This window comes from Klebsiella sp. MBT K-1 (genome assembly GCF_002556465.1).
Classification (GTDB): Bacteria; Pseudomonadota; Gammaproteobacteria; order Enterobacterales; family Enterobacteriaceae; genus Klebsiella; species Klebsiella grimontii.
In genome coordinates this window covers 143,444-159,161 of the sequence record NZ_PDEL01000009.1, presented here as the reverse complement: position 1 = coordinate 159,161, position 15,718 = coordinate 143,444, and the positions used below count along the sequence as shown (strand labels likewise).

16 protein-coding genes are annotated in these 15,718 nt (G+C 57.0%); 13 read left to right on the top strand and 3 right to left on the bottom strand.

The features are described from left to right. Positions 1-124: 124 nt before the first annotated feature. The 3 genes from CMQ96_RS15415 (at position 125) to hcr (ending at position 3,802) form a co-directional block, all read left to right on the top strand. Entirely contained in the window at positions 125-1,024 is a 900-nt protein-coding gene (locus CMQ96_RS15415; RefSeq protein WP_004871736.1) for a lysine exporter LysO family protein, read from the top strand. Positions 1,025-1,169: 145 nt separating this feature from the next. Then, on the top strand, positions 1,170-2,822 hold the full coding sequence (gene hcp, locus CMQ96_RS15405) for a hydroxylamine reductase (RefSeq protein WP_024360093.1): 1,653 nt from the start codon (positions 1,170-1,172) through the stop codon (positions 2,820-2,822). Positions 2,823-2,833: 11 nt separating this feature from the next. After that, complete coding sequence (hcr, locus tag CMQ96_RS15400; protein ID WP_049090039.1) at positions 2,834-3,802, top strand: NADH oxidoreductase; 969 nt, start codon at positions 2,834-2,836, stop codon at positions 3,800-3,802. 39 nt (positions 3,803-3,841) lie between these two features. Here the strand turns inward: hcr and CMQ96_RS15395 are convergent, their stop codons facing one another. Further along, entirely contained in the window at positions 3,842-4,276 is a 435-nt protein-coding gene (locus CMQ96_RS15395; protein WP_004871745.1) for a DoxX family protein, read from the bottom strand. A 151-nt stretch (positions 4,277-4,427) separates the two neighbouring features. On the opposite strand from CMQ96_RS15395, the gene poxB reads away from it, so the two are divergent. The 4 genes from poxB to CMQ96_RS15375 all read left to right on the top strand — a co-directional run bounded on the left by poxB (position 4,428) and on the right by CMQ96_RS15375 (position 9,856). Beyond that, positions 4,428-6,146, top strand: coding sequence for a ubiquinone-dependent pyruvate dehydrogenase (poxB, locus tag CMQ96_RS15390; RefSeq protein WP_024360095.1), 1,719 nt, complete (start codon positions 4,428-4,430; stop codon positions 6,144-6,146). Positions 6,147-6,300: 154 nt separating this feature from the next. Next, positions 6,301-7,302, top strand: a complete 1,002-nt coding sequence (gene ltaE, locus CMQ96_RS15385) for a low-specificity L-threonine aldolase (protein WP_098066994.1) — start codon at positions 6,301-6,303, stop codon at positions 7,300-7,302. Between the two features lie 10 nt (positions 7,303-7,312). After that, the gene (locus CMQ96_RS15380; protein WP_004871754.1) at positions 7,313-8,746 is read left to right on the top strand and encodes a DUF2867 domain-containing protein; all 1,434 of its coding nucleotides are present in this window, start codon (positions 7,313-7,315) and stop codon (positions 8,744-8,746) included. Between the two features lie 96 nt (positions 8,747-8,842). Continuing rightward, entirely contained in the window at positions 8,843-9,856 is a 1,014-nt protein-coding gene (locus CMQ96_RS15375) for an NAD(P)-dependent oxidoreductase (RefSeq protein ID WP_024360097.1), read from the top strand. On the opposite strand, the gene CMQ96_RS15370 is transcribed toward CMQ96_RS15375, so the two are convergent. Beyond that, complete coding sequence (locus CMQ96_RS15370) at positions 9,853-10,683, bottom strand: N-acetylmuramoyl-L-alanine amidase (protein WP_049087316.1); 831 nt, start codon at positions 10,681-10,683, stop codon at positions 9,853-9,855. The genes CMQ96_RS15375 and CMQ96_RS15370 overlap by 4 nt on opposite strands. Further along, a complete protein-coding gene (locus CMQ96_RS15365; protein WP_004100606.1) occupies positions 10,680-11,003 on the bottom strand; it encodes a heavy metal-binding domain-containing protein in 324 nt (107 codons plus the stop codon). The genes CMQ96_RS15370 and CMQ96_RS15365 overlap by 4 nt, the downstream gene beginning before the upstream one ends. 117 nt (positions 11,004-11,120) lie before the next feature. Between CMQ96_RS15365 and CMQ96_RS15360 the strand changes: the two genes are divergently transcribed. From CMQ96_RS15360 to artJ, 6 genes are all read left to right on the top strand, one after another. Further along, the gene (locus CMQ96_RS15360; RefSeq protein WP_004849391.1) at positions 11,121-11,636 is read left to right on the top strand and encodes a lipoprotein; all 516 of its coding nucleotides are present in this window, start codon (positions 11,121-11,123) and stop codon (positions 11,634-11,636) included. Between the two features lie 227 nt (positions 11,637-11,863). Further along, a complete protein-coding gene (gene artP / locus CMQ96_RS15355) occupies positions 11,864-12,592 on the top strand; it encodes an arginine ABC transporter ATP-binding protein ArtP (protein ID WP_024360099.1) in 729 nt (242 codons plus the stop codon). A gap of 19 nt (positions 12,593-12,611) precedes the next feature. Further along, entirely contained in the window at positions 12,612-13,343 is a 732-nt protein-coding gene (gene artI / locus CMQ96_RS15350; protein ID WP_004130868.1) for an arginine ABC transporter substrate-binding protein ArtI, read from the top strand. A gap of 6 nt (positions 13,344-13,349) precedes the next feature. Then, positions 13,350-14,066 carry an arginine ABC transporter permease ArtQ gene (gene artQ / locus CMQ96_RS15345; RefSeq protein ID WP_049090041.1) on the top strand — a complete coding sequence of 239 codons (717 nt, stop codon included), beginning with the start codon at positions 13,350-13,352 and terminating at the stop codon, positions 14,064-14,066. Then, positions 14,066-14,734 carry an arginine ABC transporter permease ArtM gene (gene artM, locus CMQ96_RS15340; RefSeq protein WP_004130864.1) on the top strand — a complete coding sequence of 223 codons (669 nt, stop codon included), beginning with the start codon at positions 14,066-14,068 and terminating at the stop codon, positions 14,732-14,734. Before artQ ends, artM begins: the two co-directional genes overlap by 1 nt. Before the next feature lie 173 nt (positions 14,735-14,907). Then, positions 14,908-15,639, top strand: a complete 732-nt coding sequence (gene artJ, locus CMQ96_RS15335) for an arginine ABC transporter substrate-binding protein ArtJ (RefSeq protein ID WP_049099691.1) — start codon at positions 14,908-14,910, stop codon at positions 15,637-15,639. The last annotated feature ends 79 nt before the right edge of the window (positions 15,640-15,718 follow it).

Here is a 15,718-nt window from a genome sequence, read left to right as displayed (position 1 = left end):
GCTCCCACGATTCTCTTGAGGCCCGGTACTGCCGGGCCTTTCTTTTTTCCGACTACTTTACTCAGTCCGGCGATTTGGGTAGTGTCAGTGACGCTATTTTCACTCTGCAAGGATCGTGTCGTTCATGTTTTCGGGACTATTAATCATTCTGCTGCCGTTGGTCATAGGCTATCTTATTCCTCTTCATCGGCCATCAGCCCTTAAACTCATTACGCGATTTCTGAGCTGGATCGTCTACGTTATTCTCTTCTTTATGGGTATTAGCCTGGCCTTCCTGGATAATCTGGCCAGCAATCTTCTGGCGATCCTTCATTATGCGGCGGTCAGCGTCGTTATTATTATGCTGTGCAATATTGCCGCCCTGATGTGGCTTGAACAGAAAATGCCCTGGCAAAATCATCATCGTCAGGAAAAATTACCCTCGCGTCTGGCAATGGCGCTGGAATCCCTTCAGCTATGCGGCGTGGTGCTTATTGGCTTCCTGATTGGTCTGAGCGGTCTCTCTTTTTTACAACACGCCACCGAGGCCAGCGAATATACGCTGATTTTCCTTTTGTTCCTCATCGGTATTCAGCTGCGTAATAATGGCATGACGCTGCGGCAAATCGTTCTTAATCGTCGCGGCATGATTGTCGCGGTGGTGGTGATGGTCAGTTCATTGCTGGGCGGCGTCATCAATGCCTTTATTCTCGACCTGCCGCTAAAAACCGGGCTGGCCATGGCCTCCGGTTTTGGCTGGTATTCGCTCTCCGGGATCCTGCTGACCGAATCCTATGGCCCGGTGATTGGCAGCGCGGCATTCTTTAACGATCTTGCCCGTGAACTGCTGGCGATTATGCTTATCCCCGGGCTGGTGCGCCGCAGCCGTTCAACGGCGTTAGGCCTTTGCGGCGCGACATCAATGGACTTTACGCTGCCGGTACTACAACGCTCAGGCGGGGTGGAGATCGTCCCGGCGGCCATCGTGCATGGCTTCATTCTGAGCCTGCTGGTGCCCATCTTGATGGCTTTTTTCTCCGCTTAATACCTCTCTGGCGGTAGTTCCCTGCCGCCAATTTTGCGCTAAATCAATCTCCCTGTAAGTTGTACGAGAAATACCTTTTATCTTCACGCGCTCGGGCATAACCTTAAACATGTATATTAAATATAACTTTAAAAAAGGTGTGACCATGTTTTGTGTGCAATGTGAACAAACCATCCGTACCCCGGCAGGGAACGGCTGCTCTTACGCGCAGGGTATGTGCGGGAAAACGGCCGAAACGTCCGATCTGCAGGATCTGTTGATTGCTTCTCTGCAGGGCCTCTCCGCATGGGCGCTTAAAGCCCGCGAATACGGCATCATCGACCATGACATCGATAGCTTCGCGCCGCGCGCTTTTTTTTCCACGCTGACCAACGTTAACTTCGACTCCCCGCGTATCGTTGGCTACGCCCGCGAGGCCATCACCCTGCGCGAAGCGCTGAAAGCCCGGTGCCTGAATATCGACGCTCATGCGACGGTTGATAACCCGATGGCCGATCTGCAGTTAGTGAGTGACGATCTCGGCGACCTGCAGCGTCAGGCGGCGGAATTCACCCCGAACAAAGACAAAGCGGCCATCGGCGAGAATATTCTCGGCCTGCGCCTGCTGTGCCTGTACGGCCTGAAAGGCGCGGCGGCCTACATGGAACACGCCCACGTTCTCGGTCAGTACGACAACGCCATCTACGCCCAGTACCACAAAATCATGGCGTGGCTCGGTACCTGGCCTGCCGATATGAACGCGCTGCTGGAATGTTCAATGGAAATCGGCCAGATGAACTTTAAGGTGATGAGCATTCTGGACGCCGGCGAGACCAGCAAATATGGTCATCCCACCCCGACGCAGGTCAACGTCAAAGCGACCGAAGGCAAATGTATCCTGATTTCTGGTCATGACCTGAAAGATCTGTACAACCTGCTGGAGCAGACCGAAGGCACCGGCGTCAACGTCTACACCCACGGTGAAATGCTGCCGGCGCACGGTTACCCGGAGCTGCGTAAATTCAAACATTTGATCGGTAACTACGGCAGCGGCTGGCAAAACCAGCAGGTCGAGTTTGCTCGCTTCCCTGGCCCGATTGTCATGACCTCAAACTGCATCATCGACCCAACCGTCGGCGCCTATGACGATCGTATCTGGACCCGCAGCATCGTCGGCTGGCCGGGCGTGAATCATCTGGAAGGCGAAGATTTCGCCCCGGTTATCGCCCAGGCGCAGCAGATGGCGGGCTTCCCGTACAGCGAAATCCCGCACCTGATCACCGTTGGTTTCGGTCGTCAGACCCTGCTGGGCGCGGCGGATACGCTGATCGACCTGGTGAGCCGTGAAAAGCTGCGCCATATCTTCCTGGTGGGCGGCTGCGACGGGGCGCGCGGCGAACGTAACTACTTCACCGATTTCGCCACCAGCGTACCGGACGACTGCCTGATTCTGACCCTGGCCTGCGGTAAGTACCGTTTCAACAAACTCGAATTCGGCGATATCGAAGGTCTACCGCGTCTGGTCGATGCCGGTCAGTGTAACGACGCTTACTCTGCCATCATCCTGGCGGTCACCCTGGCGGAAAAACTGGGTTGTGGCGTGAACGACCTGCCGCTGTCTCTGGTGCTCTCATGGTTTGAACAGAAAGCGATTGTTATTCTGCTGACCCTGCTGTCGCTGGGCGTGAAAAACATCGTCACCGGCCCGACGGCGCCGGGCTTCTTCACGCCGGATCTGCTGGCCGTGCTTAATGAGAAATTCGGTCTGCGTTCGGTGACCACCGTAGAAGAAGACATGAAGCAACTGCTGAGCGCGTAAGGAGTAAAAGTATGACTTTGCCAACCCATCAGTGCCCGTGGCGGATGCAGGTTCACCACATCCATCAGGAAACGCCGGATGTGTGGACAATTTCGTTGCTCTGCCACGACTATTATCCGTATCGTGCCGGGCAGTACACGCTGGTCAGCGTACGCAATTCGCCGGAGACGCTGCGTGCCTACAGCCTCTCCTCGACGCCGGGCGTTAGCGAATATCTTACGCTGACCGTACGCCGTATTGACGAGGGCGCGGGTTCGCAGTGGCTCACCCGCGACGTGAAGCGCGGCGACTATATCTGGCTGTCCGACGCGATGGGTGATTTCACCTGTGACGATAAAGCGGACGATAAATTCCTGATGCTGGCCGCAGGATGCGGCGTCACGCCAATCATGTCAATGCGCCGCTGGCTGGCGAAATATCGCCCGCAGGCTGATGTTCAGGTGATTTTTAACGTGCGTTCTCCCCAGGATGTCATTTTCGCTGAGGAATGGCGTCAGTATCCGGTGACGCTGGTGGCGGAAAATCACGCCGCCCACGGTTTCGTGGCAGGACGTTTAACGACCGAACTGCTGCAAAGCGTGCCGGATCTGGCATCGCGTACCGTCATGACCTGCGGCCCGGCGCCGTATATGGAGTGGGTTGAGCAGGAAGTGAAAGCGCTGGGCGCGACGCGCTTCTTCAAAGAGCAGTTCTTTACGCCGGTAGCCGACGCCGCTACCAGCGGCCTGAAGTTCACCAAACTGCAGCCGGCGAAAGCGTTCTATGCGCCGGTCGGCGCCACGCTGCTCGAAGCGCTGGAAAGTAACAAAGTGCCGGTTACCGTCGCCTGTCGCGCAGGCGTCTGCGGCTGCTGCAAAACGAAAGTGGTTTCCGGCGAGTATACCGTCAGCAGTACCATGACGTTAACCGATGCGGAAATCGCAGAAGGCTACGTGCTGGCCTGCTCCTGCCATCCGCGGGGCGATCTGGTACTGGCTTAACCAGCAACTGCCGGATGGCGCAGCGCCATCCGGCTATCTTTACCGCCAGGCCGAATTGCCGGCGATGGCATAGCGCCCTGCCCCCAAAAAAGCGACCGCCAGCGCACCCACGAAAAAATAGACCAGGCTCTCAATCGCCCACGCGCCGACCGCATCCAGCGCGAAGGTTTTGCCCGTCCCGACCATCAGCCAGGCGACGACCATCGTAAACGCCAGCACCAGCGCCGCCGGACGGGTAAGAATTCCCAGGATCAGCAGGCAAGGCGCAACCACCTCACCCACTAATACCCCATAAGCGATAAAACCCGGCAATCCTTTTGCTACCAGCATATTGCTGATTCCCCCTACGCCATCAAATAGCTTGTGCAATCCGTGAAACAGCATCAGTCCGCCAACGGCAAGTCGTAACAAGAGTTTGCCGAAATCGTCATGAGACAGCAGTTTATTAACAGCATTTAACAGCGATTTAACCATTTGAAATGATTCCTGTTTACCACTTTATGTGAGCACAGATTATGCGGAGTTTTTGCTGAAAAAAACCAGCGAAAATGAGGGGTTAAAGCGAGCGTAACTGGCAGTATCATCTAAGCTTGTAAGCGTTATCACAAAAAGGAGATGGAGAACCATGAAACAGACCGTGGCGGCATACATTGCCAAAACTCTTGAACAGGCTGGCGTTAAACGTATTTGGGGCGTAACCGGGGATTCTCTTAACGGCTTAAGCGACAGCCTGAACCGCATGGGGACCATCGATTGGATGCCCACGCGCCACGAAGAAGTGGCCGCCTTCGCCGCCGGAGCGGAGGCCCAGCTTACCGGCGAACTGGCGGTATGCGCCGGTTCCTGCGGGCCGGGCAACCTGCACCTGATTAACGGCCTTTTCGACTGTCACCGCAACCATGTTCCGGTGCTGGCTATCGCCGCCCATATTCCTTCCAGTGAAATCGGCAGCGGCTATTTTCAGGAGACGCACCCTCAGGAGCTGTTCCGCGAATGCAGCCACTACTGCGAACTGGTCTCATCCCCGGAACAAATTCCGCAGGTGCTGGCCATCGCCATGCGCAAAGCAGTAATTAACCGCGGCGTCTCGGTCGTGGTGCTCCCCGGCGACGTTGCGCTAAAACCCGCGCCGGAAAGCGCCAGCAGCCACTGGTACCACGCGCCGCTGCCGCAGGTGACGCCGGCGGAAGAAGAGCTGAAGAAGCTGGCCCAGCTGCTGCGCTATTCCAGCAACATCGCCCTGATGTGCGGCAGCGGCTGCGCCGGAGCGCATAAAGAGCTGGTGGCGTTCGCCGCGAAGCTCAAAGCGCCTATCGTTCATGCGCTGCGCGGCAAAGAGCACGTTGAATACGACAACCCTTATGATGTGGGGATGACTGGGCTGATTGGCTTCTCCTCCGGCTTCCACACCATGATGAACGCCGACACCCTGGTACTGCTCGGCACCCAGTTCCCCTATCGCGCCTTCTACCCGACGGACGCGAAAATTATTCAGATCGATATCAACCCCGGCAGTATCGGCGCCCACAGTAAAGTGGACATGGCGCTGGTCGGCGATATCAAATCCACCCTCAACGCGCTGCTGCCGCTTCTCGAAGAGAAAACCGACCGCAAATTCCTCGATAAAGCGCTGGAACACTATCGCGACGCGCGTAAGGGGCTCGACGATCTGGCCAAGCCCAGCGACAAAACGCTTCATCCGCAGTATCTGGCGCAGCGCATCAGCCACTTTGCCGACGAGGACGCCATTTTTACCTGTGACGTGGGTACGCCGACCGTCTGGGCCGCGCGCTATCTGCAGATGAACGGCAAGCGCCGCCTGCTCGGCTCCTTCAACCATGGGTCAATGGCTAACGCCATGCCGCAGGCCATCGGCGCAAAAGCCACGGCTCCCGACCGCCAGGTCGTGGCAATGTGCGGCGACGGCGGCTTTAGCATGCTAATGGGGGATTTCCTCTCGCTGGCGCAAATGAAGCTGCCGGTGAAAATCGTTATCTTCAATAACAGCGTACTGGGTTTCGTGGCGATGGAGATGAAGGCCGGGGGCTATCTGACAGACGGCACCGAGCTGCACGCCACCAACTTTGCCCGCATCGCCGAAGCGTGTGGTATCAAGGGCATACGCGTTGAGCGCGCGTCAGAGGTTGATGAAGCGCTGCAAACCGCTTTCGCTACCGATGGCCCGGTACTGGTGGATGTGGTCGTCGCCAGTGAAGAGCTGGCGATGCCGCCGCAAATCAAACTGGAGCAGGCCAAAGGTTTCAGCCTTTATATGCTGCGCGCGATTATCAGCGGCCGCGGCGACGAGGTTATTGAACTGGCGAAAACTAACTGGCTAAGGTAAAAATATCCTTTTCAATTCATACACAAAATCCTTCGTGTTGCCTCAAGGCGGCAAGCCCGAACATCCCTGGGAGCATAGATAACTATGTGACCGGGCTTTGAGGGTGTAGCCAACGCAGAGGCAGCGCGAAGAAAGAAGTGTATAAGGATATGACATGATAGATTTACGCAGTGATACCGTCACCCGCCCGGGCCGCGCCATGCTGGAAGCTATGATGGCCGCCCCGGTCGGGGATGACGTCTATGGCGACGACCCGACCGTTAACGAACTCCAGCGCTTTGCTGCCGAGCTGGCGGGCAAAGAAGCCGCGATCTTCTTGCCCACCGGCACCCAGGCCAACCTGGTCGCCCTGCTCAGCCACTGCCAGCGCGGCGAAGAGTATATCGTCGGCCAGGGCGCGCATAACTATCTCTATGAAGCCGGCGGCGCGGCGGTACTCGGCAGCATCCAACCGCAGCCCATCGACGCCGCAGCGGACGGCACCCTGCCGTTGGACAAAGTCGCGGCCAAAATCAAACCGGACGATATTCATTTCGCGCCCACCCGCCTGCTGTCGCTGGAAAATACCCATAACGGCAAAGTGCTGCCGCGTGAATATCTGAAAGAAGCCTGGGAATTCACGCGCCAGCGCGGCCTCGGACTGCACGTGGACGGCGCGCGTATTTTTAACGCCGTCGTGGACTACGGCTGCGAGCTGCGCGATATCATCCGCTACTGCGATTCTTTCACCATCTGCCTGTCCAAAGGCCTTGGCGCGCCGGTAGGCTCGCTGCTGGTAGGGAGCGAAGAGTATATTCGCCGCGCGATCCGCTGGCGGAAAATGGTCGGCGGCGGAATGCGTCAGGCGGGAATTCTGGCGGCGGCTGGCCTGTATGCTTTGCAGAACAACGTCGCGCGCTTAAAAGAGGATCATGACAACGCCGCGTGGATGGCGGAGCAGTTGCGCGCCGTCGGCGCTGACGTGATGCGCCACGATACCAATATGCTGTTTGTTCGCGTTGGTGAAGCGCGCGCCACCGCGCTGGGCGAGTATCTGCGCGAACGCGGGGTGCTGATCAACGCCTCGCCCATCGTGCGCCTGGTGACGCATATTGACGTTAACCGCCAGCAGCTCGCCGAAGTAGTGAGCCACTGGCAGGCATTTTTAAACCGTTAAGGAGTCCGGTGTGTCGCAGCGAATTCTGGTGCTTGGCGCCAGCGGTTATATCGGCCAGCATCTGGTGAAAAGACTCAGCGAGCAGGGCTTCACCGTGCTGGCGGCGGCACGCCACATCGACAGGCTTAAAAAACAGCATCTCCCCGGCGTCGAGTGCTATTCGCTCGATTTAAACCAGCCGGAAGCGCTACCCGACCTGCTGGCGCAGGCTGATACCGTTTACTATCTGGTGCACGGGATGGGCGAAGGCGGCGACTTTATCCGCCACGAGCGGCAGGTCGCGCTCAACGTTCGCGACGCGCTGCGCGAGACGCCGGTGAACGAAGTCATCTTTCTCAGTTCCTTACAGGTGGCGGAGCAGGAGCAATCCGATCATCTACGCGCCCGCCAGATCACCGGCGATCTGCTGCGCGAATCGGGCGTCCCGGTAGCGGAAGTTCGCGCCGGCATTATCGTCGGCGCCGGTTCCGCCGCCTTCGAAGTGATGCGCGATATGGTTTACAACCTGCCGGTGCTGACGCCGCCGCGCTGGGTACGCTCGCGCACTACGCCGATTGCGCTGGAAAATTTGCTCTACTATCTGCTGCGGTTGCTTGACCATCCGTCCCGCGAGCATCGGGTGTTTGAAGCCGCCGGGCCGGAAACGTTAAGCTATCAGCAGCAGTTTATCCGCTTTATGGCGGTCAGCGGCAAACGACGCCCGCTGATTCCTGTTCCTTTCCCTACCCGCTGGATTTCAGTGTGGTTTCTCAATGTGATTACCTCGGTGCCGCCAACCACGGCCAAAGCCCTGATTCAGGGGCTAAAGCACGATCTGATCGCCGACGATCGCGCCCTGCGGGCCTTAATTCCTCAACCGCTTATCGCGTTTGATGAGGCGGTGCGCCGCACGCTTAAAGAAGAGGAGCAGCTAGTGAACTCCAGCGACTGGGGCTACGATGCGCAGGCCTTCGCCCGCTGGCGGCCCGAATACGGCTACTATCCGAAACAGGCGGGCTGTACCGTTAATACTTCCGCCAGCTCCGGCGCGCTGTGGGAGGTGATCAACCAAATCGGCGGCAAAGAGGGCTATTTCTTCGGTAACGTGCTGTGGAAAACGCGCGGGGCGATGGACCTGCTGGTCGGCCATCGGCTGGCAAAGGGGCGTCCGGAAAGAGCGTATCTGCAAACCGGCGACGCGGTGGACAGCTGGAAGGTCATTATCGTCGAGCCGGAAAAGCAGCTGACGCTGTTATTCGGCATGAAAGCGCCCGGCCTTGGCCGCCTGAGCTTTACCCTGCGCGATAAAGGCGATCATCGCGAGCTGGACGTGCGCGCCTGGTGGCACCCGCACGGTATGCCGGGGCTCTTCTACTGGCTACTGATGATCCCGGCGCATCTGTTTATTTTTCGCGGTATGGCGCGACGCATCGCCCACCTGGCGGAGCAAATCACCATCAAATAGAGTATACGTATAGAATTCTTTCATGATTCTCATTGCATCGTAGTCAGAATCACGGAAAAATGCGCACGAAATTCTTTTGTTTAACAGTGGATCGATATGAAGGTACTGGTTACCGGTGCGACCAGCGGATTGGGCCGCAACGCGGTGGAATATCTGCGTAACAGGGGCATTAGCGTCAGAGCGACCGGGCGCAACGAAGCGATGGGCAAGCTTCTGAGCAAAATGGGCGCAGAGTTCGTCCCTGCGGACTTAACCGAGCTGGTCTCTTCGCAGGCCAAAGTGATGCTCGCCGGTATCGATACCCTGTGGCACTGTTCCAGCTTTACCTCGCCGTGGGGCACCCAGCAGGCCTTCGATTTAGCTAACGTCCGCGCGACTCGCCGTCTCGGCGAGTGGTCGGTAGCCTGGGGCGTGCGCAACTTCGTGCACATCTCTTCGCCGTCGCTCTATTTTGATTATCACCATCATCGCGATGTTAAGGAAGATTTTCGCCCGCAGCGTTTCGCCAACGAATTCGCCCGCAGCAAAGCGGCAAGCGAAGAGGTGATCCATCTTCTGGCGCAGGCCAACCCGAATACCCGCTTTACGATCCTGCGCCCGCAGAGCCTGTTTGGCCCGCATGATAAAGTGTTTATCCCGCGGCTGGCGCAAATGATGCAGCACTACGGTAGCGTTCTGTTGCCGCGCGGCGGCAGCGCGCTGGTGGATATGACCTACTATGAAAACGCGGTACACGCGATGTGGCTCGCCAGCCAGCCCCAGTGCGACCTCTTGCCCTCGGCCCGGGCGTACAACATCACTAACGGCGAACCGCAAACCCTGCACAGCATCGTACAGAAACTCATCGATGAGCTGGGAATAAAGTGCCGCATCCGTTCGGTCCCTTACCCGATGCTGGATATTATTGCCCGCAGCATGGAGCGCTTTGGCAATAAGTCAGCTAAAGAGCCCGCCTTTACCCACTACGGCGTCTCTAAGCTGAACTTTGATTTCACCCTGGATATCTCCCGCGCCCAGCAGGAGCTAGACTACCGGCCGGTTGTCACGATGGATGAAGGCATTATCCGTACCGCCGCGTGGTTGAAGGACCACGGTAAGCTGCACTATTAACCCCGCCCATACTTTTCCAGCAGCGCTTCGGCTATCGCCAGGGTTTGGGCATCGGCAACCCCGTCCCAGCGCTCGGGGCGGAAGTGCATCTGGAAAGCCATAATGACCCGCTTCTGCTGTGCAGGGGTCATGTCCGGCGTCACCTGATAGCCGTAGCGAGACAGCACGTCCAGCAGCTCTGCGGCGTCGACCGGCTCGTATGACGGGCGCCCCTGCAGATAAAACGCCACGCGCTGGGCATCCGGCCATGCGCCAATTCCCTGTTCGGCCAGCCTGCGCCACGGGAACAGCGGCCCCGGATCGTCTTTACGCTGCGGGGCGATGTCCGCATGCGCGACCACGTTCTGCGGCGCGATATGGTAGCGGGCGATAATGTCTTTCGCCAACGGGATCAGAGCGTCAATTTGCGCCGGATTAAACGGCGTGAAGCTTTTGCCCCCGGCCGTTTTTTGCCAGCCGCGATTCTCCAGCTCAATACCAATCGAGGTATCGTTAATACGCGTGCTGCCGCGCCAGAAGCTGACGCCCGCATGCCAGGCCAGATCCTCTTCCGGCACCAGCTGCCAGATCCGCGGTTTGCCTCCGTGCAGCGGCGGTATCTCCGGAATCAGGTAGTGAGAGCTCACCTGGTTATCCGTCAGCGTCGCCAGCGAAACGTCGAAATCATCGGCGGTGTAGTGGATCACCAGCACTTTGATGCGCGGATAAGCCGCCTGCGCCGGGTGGCGCGTATCCAGCTGATAGCCGTCGCGATCGATAATGCCCTTTTCCGTAGCGCAGCCCGCCAGCAGCAGCGTCAGCAGGACGCCTGCCCGGCACATTCTCATCGCCGGGTCTTCACCGCGGTGCCGCTGACGCTGACCATCAGCATGCTGCTATCTTTACCGACGGTTTCATAATCAATATCAATGCCGACAACCGCGTTGGCGCCCAGCGCTTTGGCCTGTTCGCTTAGCTCTTCAAAGGCGATTTCCCGGGCTTTACGCAGCTCTTTTTCATAGGCGCCGGAACGACCGCCGACGATATCGCGGATGCTGGCGAAAAAATCGCGGAATACGTTAGCGCCGAGAATCGCTTCCCCGGTGACGACGCCGCAGTATTCGATGATGGGCTGACCTTCGAGGGTTGGCGTAGTTGAAAATTGCATGTTCAAACTCCTTCTATAGCGTTCAATGCGTTAGCTCTAAGGGTCAAGCACAATCCCTATCTGATACACTATGCTTGAACAGATATTCTAACGTAGTGAGCTCATAAGGAAATCATCATGCGCTACAAAGTTCTTGCATTAGTCCTCCCCTGCGCGCTGGCGCTCAGCGCCTGTACAACCGTCACGCCTGCCTACAAAGATAACGGCACCCGCAGCGGCCCCTGCATCGAAGGCGGCCCGGATGACGTGGCGCAGAAGTTTTATGACTATCAGGTGCAGCACCGCAACAGCGATTTAACGGCGCTGCGTCCGTACCTGAGCGACGGTCTGGCAAAACTGCTGAACGACGCGCGTCAGGACCCGTCTAACAACGCCCTGCTGCAGTCAAACCTGTTCTCCAGCAGCACAACGCCAGCCGACAGCGCCGATGTCGCCAGCGCCTCGACCATTCCTAATCGCGACGCGCGCAATATTCCGCTGCGCGTGGAGCTGAAACAGGGCACCCAAAGCTGGAAGGACGAAGTACTGATGATTCAGGAAGGCCAGTGCTGGGCCGTGGATGACGTGCGTTATCTCGGCAACAACGCCCATGCGCCGGCGGGCACCCTGCGTCAGAGTCTCGAAAAACGCTAATCCGGGCGCCAGGCCGCTCAGGCCGAATGAAATAACCCCGGTAAAATGTCGGCATTTCCGCTGGTAATGCCGACATTGACTTCTCCCGCCTTCACGAAGCCATATTTTGTGCTAACTTTAAATGTAAACATGGTTTACATTTAACTTTTAACGCATAAATATTGCATAACTATTCTGCCAAAGGTACTATTTGCGGCCTCAATTGCTATTTGTATCAGACTGCCCAGATGAGCATTAAATTAAACGGCATTAATTGCTTCTACGGCGCGCACCAGGCGCTGTTCGACATCACGCTGGATTGCCCGCAGGGGGAAACGCTGGTGCTGCTCGGCCCAAGCGGTGCCGGTAAAAGCTCGCTGCTGCGCGTCCTCAATCTGCTGGAGATGCCGCGTTCCGGTACGTTGCATATCGCCGGAAACCATTTCGACTTTACCAAAGCGCCTTCTGACAAAGCCATTCGCGAGCTGCGCCAGAACGTGGGTATGGTTTTCCAACAGTATAATCTGTGGCCGCATCTGACCGTGCAGCAAAATCTGATTGAAGCCCCCTGCCGCGTACTCGGTTTAAGCAAAGATCGGGCGTTAGACCGCGCGGAAAAGCTGCTCGAACGTCTGCGCCTGAAACCCTATAGCGATCGCTACCCGCTGCATCTTTCCGGCGGCCAGCAGCAGCGCGTGGCCATTGCCCGCGCCCTGATGATGGAACCGCAGGTTCTGCTCTTTGATGAACCCACGGCGGCGCTCGATCCAGAAATCACTGCCCAGATCGTCAGTATTATCCGCGAACTGGCTGAAACCGGCATTACGCAGGTTATCGTCACCCACGAAGTGGAAGTGGCGCGCAAAACAGCCAGCCGCGTGGTCTATATGGAAAATGGCCATATCGTTGAACAAGGTGATGCCGGCTGCTTCGCGCATCCGCAGACCGACGCGTTTAAAAACTATCTTTCACATTGATGTTTTCGGGGAAATGACGATGAAAAAAGTACTGATTGCCGCTCTTCTTGCGGGCATGAGCCTCTCCGCTACCGCAGCCCAGACCATTCGTTTCGCCACCGAGGCCTCCTACCCTCCATTTGAATCGATCGATGCCAATAACAAAATTGTCGGCTTTGACGTCGATCTGGCGAACGCCCTGTGTAAAGAGATTGATGCGACCTGCACCTTTACCAACCAGGCCTTCGATAGCCTGATCCCCAGCCTGAAGTTCCGTCGTTTCGACGCGGTCATGGCCGGGATGGACATCACTCCTGAGCGTGAAAAGCAGGTGCTGTTCACCACCCCGTACTATGAGAATTCCGCGCTGTTCGTCGGCCAGCAGGGTAAATTCACCAGCATTGATGCCCTGAAAGGCAAAAAAGTCGGCGTGCAGAACGGCACCACTCACCAGAAATTCATCACCGACAAACACCCGGAAATCACTACCGTTCCTTACGACAGCTACCAGAATGCGAAGCTGGACCTGCAGAACGGCCGTATTGATGCGGTATTCGGCGATACCGCCGTAGTGACCGAATGGCTGAAGAGCAATCCGAAGCTGGCCGCGGTGGGCGACAAGGTTACCGATAAAGACTATTTCGGCACCGGTCTCGGCATTGCGCTACGTCAGGGCAATACCGAACTGCAGCAGAAATTTAACGCTGCGCTGGAAAAAGTAAAAAGCGATGGGACTTACCAGTCTATCTATAACAAATGGTTCCAGAAGTAACGCTGAATGAACGAATTTTTTCCATTAGCAAGCGCCGCCGGGATGACCGTCGGCCTTGCCGTTTGCGCCCTGATCATCGGCCTGGTGCTGGCGATGCTGTTTGCCGTCCTCGAGTCGGTGAAGCTGCGTCCGATCGCCTGGCTCGCAACCGGCATTGTCACCCTTTTACGCGGACTACCGGAAATTCTGGTGGTTCTGTTTATCTATTTTGGTTCCTCACAGCTGCTGCTGACCCTCTCTGACGGCTTTACGATCAATCTCGGCTTTGTGCAGATCCCGGTACAGATGCAGATTGAAAACTTCGACGTCAGCCCGTTCCTCTGCGGAGCTATCGCGCTTTCTCTGCTGTATGCCGCTTACGCATCGCAGACCCTGCGCGGAGCGCTAAAGGCCGTTCCGCAAGGGCAATGGGAATCCGGCCAGGCGCTGGGACTATCGAAAGCCGCTATTTTCTTTCGCTTAGTGATGCCGCAAATGTGGCGTCACGCGCTGCCGGGTCTCGGTAACCAGTGGCTGGTGCTGCTGAAGGATACCGCGCTGGTGAGCCTGATCAGCGTCAACGACCTGATGCTGCAAACCAAAAGCATCGCCACTCGTACCCAGGAGCCGTTTAACTGGTACATCATCGCGGCGGCAATCTATCTGGTCATCACCCTGTTGAGTCAGTACATCCTGAAACGTATTGACCAGCGTGCGACGCGCTTCGAACGGAGACCGGGCTGATGCTTGATTACTTACCTGAACTGCTAAAAGGGCTGCATACCAGCCTGACGCTGACGGCGGCCTCTATCGTCGTGGCGCTGATTCTGTCGCTGATCTTTACCATTATCCTGACGCTAAAAACGCCGGTGCTGGTGTGGATCGTGCGCGGCTATATCACGCTGTTTACCGGCACGCCGCTGCTGGTGCAGATCTTCCTGATTTACTACGGCCCGGGACAGTTCCCGTCGCTGCAGGAGTATCCGGTACTCTGGCATCTGATTTCCGAGCCCTGGCTCTGCGCGCTGATCGCCCTTTCTCTTAATAGCGCCGCCTATACCACGCAGCTGTTTCATGGCGCCATTCGCGCCATCCCGGACGGCCAGTGGCAATCCTGCGGCGCGCTGGGGATGAGCAAGAAAGATACCCTGGCGATCCTGCTGCCGTACGCCTTTAAACGCGCCCTCTCCTCCTACTCCAACGAAGTGGTGCTGGTGTTCAAGAGTACGTCTCTGGCCTACACCATTACCCTGATGGAAGTGATGGGTCACAGCCAGCTGCTCTATGGCCGCACCTATGACGTGATGGTGTTCGGCGCCGCCGGTATTGTCTACCTGGTGGTCAACGGCCTGCTGACGCTGCTGATGCGCCTGATTGAACATAAAGCGCTGGCGTTTGAGCGACGGAATTAAAATCGCATAACTAGCCAGACCAAGACGGATAACTTCACTGAATTATCCGTCTTTTTTTAACCTAATAAAAATAACTATCCATCTTTATTGAATATAAATTCATTTGGTGGCATTGTTAGACCCAGCCGCAAACACGGCACAACATCATAAGATTGACCGACGGGAGTTCCACAATGAAAAAGTTAGTTCTGGCCGCACTGCTTAGCTCTTTCGCCTTTGGCGCCGCTGCCGCAGAAAAAATCAGCTTTGGCGTTTCTGCAACTTACCCACCGTTTGAATCCATGGACGCCAATAACCAAATCGCCGGTTTCGACATCGACCTGGCGAACGCGCTGTGCAAACAGATGCAGGCCGAGTGTACTTTTACCAACCATGCTTTCGACAGCCTGATCCCGGCGCTCAAATTCAAGAAATATGATGCGGTCATTTCCGGCATGGATATTACCCCGGAGCGCAGCAAGCAGGTGGCGTTCACCGACCCGTACTACGCTAACTCCGCGCTGGTTATCTCGAAGAAAGATGCCTTCCACTCTTTTGACGATCTGAAAGGCAAACGCATCGGGATGGAAAACGGCACCACGCACCAGAAATACCTGCAGGATAAACATCCTGAGGTGAAAACCGTGGCTTACGATAGCTACCAGAATGCGTTTATCGACCTGAAAAATGGCCGTATTGACGGGGTGTTTGGCGATACCGCCGTGGTCAACGAGTGGCTGAAAACCAACCCGCAGCTGGGCGCGGCGACGCCGAAAGTGACCGACGCGCAGTACTTCGGCACCGGCCTCGGCATTGCGGTACGCCCGGATAACAAAGCGCTGCTGGAAAAACTGAACGCCGCGCTGAAGGCGATTAAAGCTGACGGTACCTACGATAAAATCAGCAAGCAGTGGTTCCCGGAGTAAGCATTTCCCGGAGGCGGCGCTTGACGCGCCTGTCCGGGCTACCGGCCCGCAGACAGCCGTGGCCCCGTAGCCCGGGCAA

Bases quoted from the DNA above. Each gene is read 5' to 3' on its own strand.
- CMQ96_RS15415 (WP_004871736.1), top strand. From the start codon at position 125: ATGTTTTCGGGACTATTAATCATTCTGCTGCCGTTGGTCATAGGCTAT.
- hcp (WP_024360093.1), top strand. From the start codon at position 1,170: ATGTTTTGTGTGCAATGTGAACAAACCATCCGTACCCCGGCAGGGAAC.
- hcr (WP_049090039.1), top strand. From the start codon at position 2,834: ATGACTTTGCCAACCCATCAGTGCCCGTGGCGGATGCAGGTTCACCAC.
- CMQ96_RS15395 (WP_004871745.1), bottom strand. From the start codon at position 4,276: ATGGTTAAATCGCTGTTAAATGCTGTTAATAAACTGCTGTCTCATGAC.
- poxB (WP_024360095.1), top strand. From the start codon at position 4,428: ATGAAACAGACCGTGGCGGCATACATTGCCAAAACTCTTGAACAGGCT.
- ltaE (WP_098066994.1), top strand. From the start codon at position 6,301: ATGATAGATTTACGCAGTGATACCGTCACCCGCCCGGGCCGCGCCATG.
- CMQ96_RS15375 (WP_024360097.1), top strand. From the start codon at position 8,843: ATGAAGGTACTGGTTACCGGTGCGACCAGCGGATTGGGCCGCAACGCG.
- CMQ96_RS15370 (WP_049087316.1), bottom strand. From the start codon at position 10,683: ATGAGAATGTGCCGGGCAGGCGTCCTGCTGACGCTGCTGCTGGCGGGC.
- CMQ96_RS15365 (WP_004100606.1), bottom strand. From the start codon at position 11,003: ATGCAATTTTCAACTACGCCAACCCTCGAAGGTCAGCCCATCATCGAA.
- CMQ96_RS15360 (WP_004849391.1), top strand. From the start codon at position 11,121: ATGCGCTACAAAGTTCTTGCATTAGTCCTCCCCTGCGCGCTGGCGCTC.
- artP (WP_024360099.1), top strand. From the start codon at position 11,864: ATGAGCATTAAATTAAACGGCATTAATTGCTTCTACGGCGCGCACCAG.
- artI (WP_004130868.1), top strand. From the start codon at position 12,612: ATGAAAAAAGTACTGATTGCCGCTCTTCTTGCGGGCATGAGCCTCTCC.
- artQ (WP_049090041.1), top strand. From the start codon at position 13,350: ATGAACGAATTTTTTCCATTAGCAAGCGCCGCCGGGATGACCGTCGGC.
- artM (WP_004130864.1), top strand. From the start codon at position 14,066: ATGCTTGATTACTTACCTGAACTGCTAAAAGGGCTGCATACCAGCCTG.
- artJ (WP_049099691.1), top strand. From the start codon at position 14,908: ATGAAAAAGTTAGTTCTGGCCGCACTGCTTAGCTCTTTCGCCTTTGGC.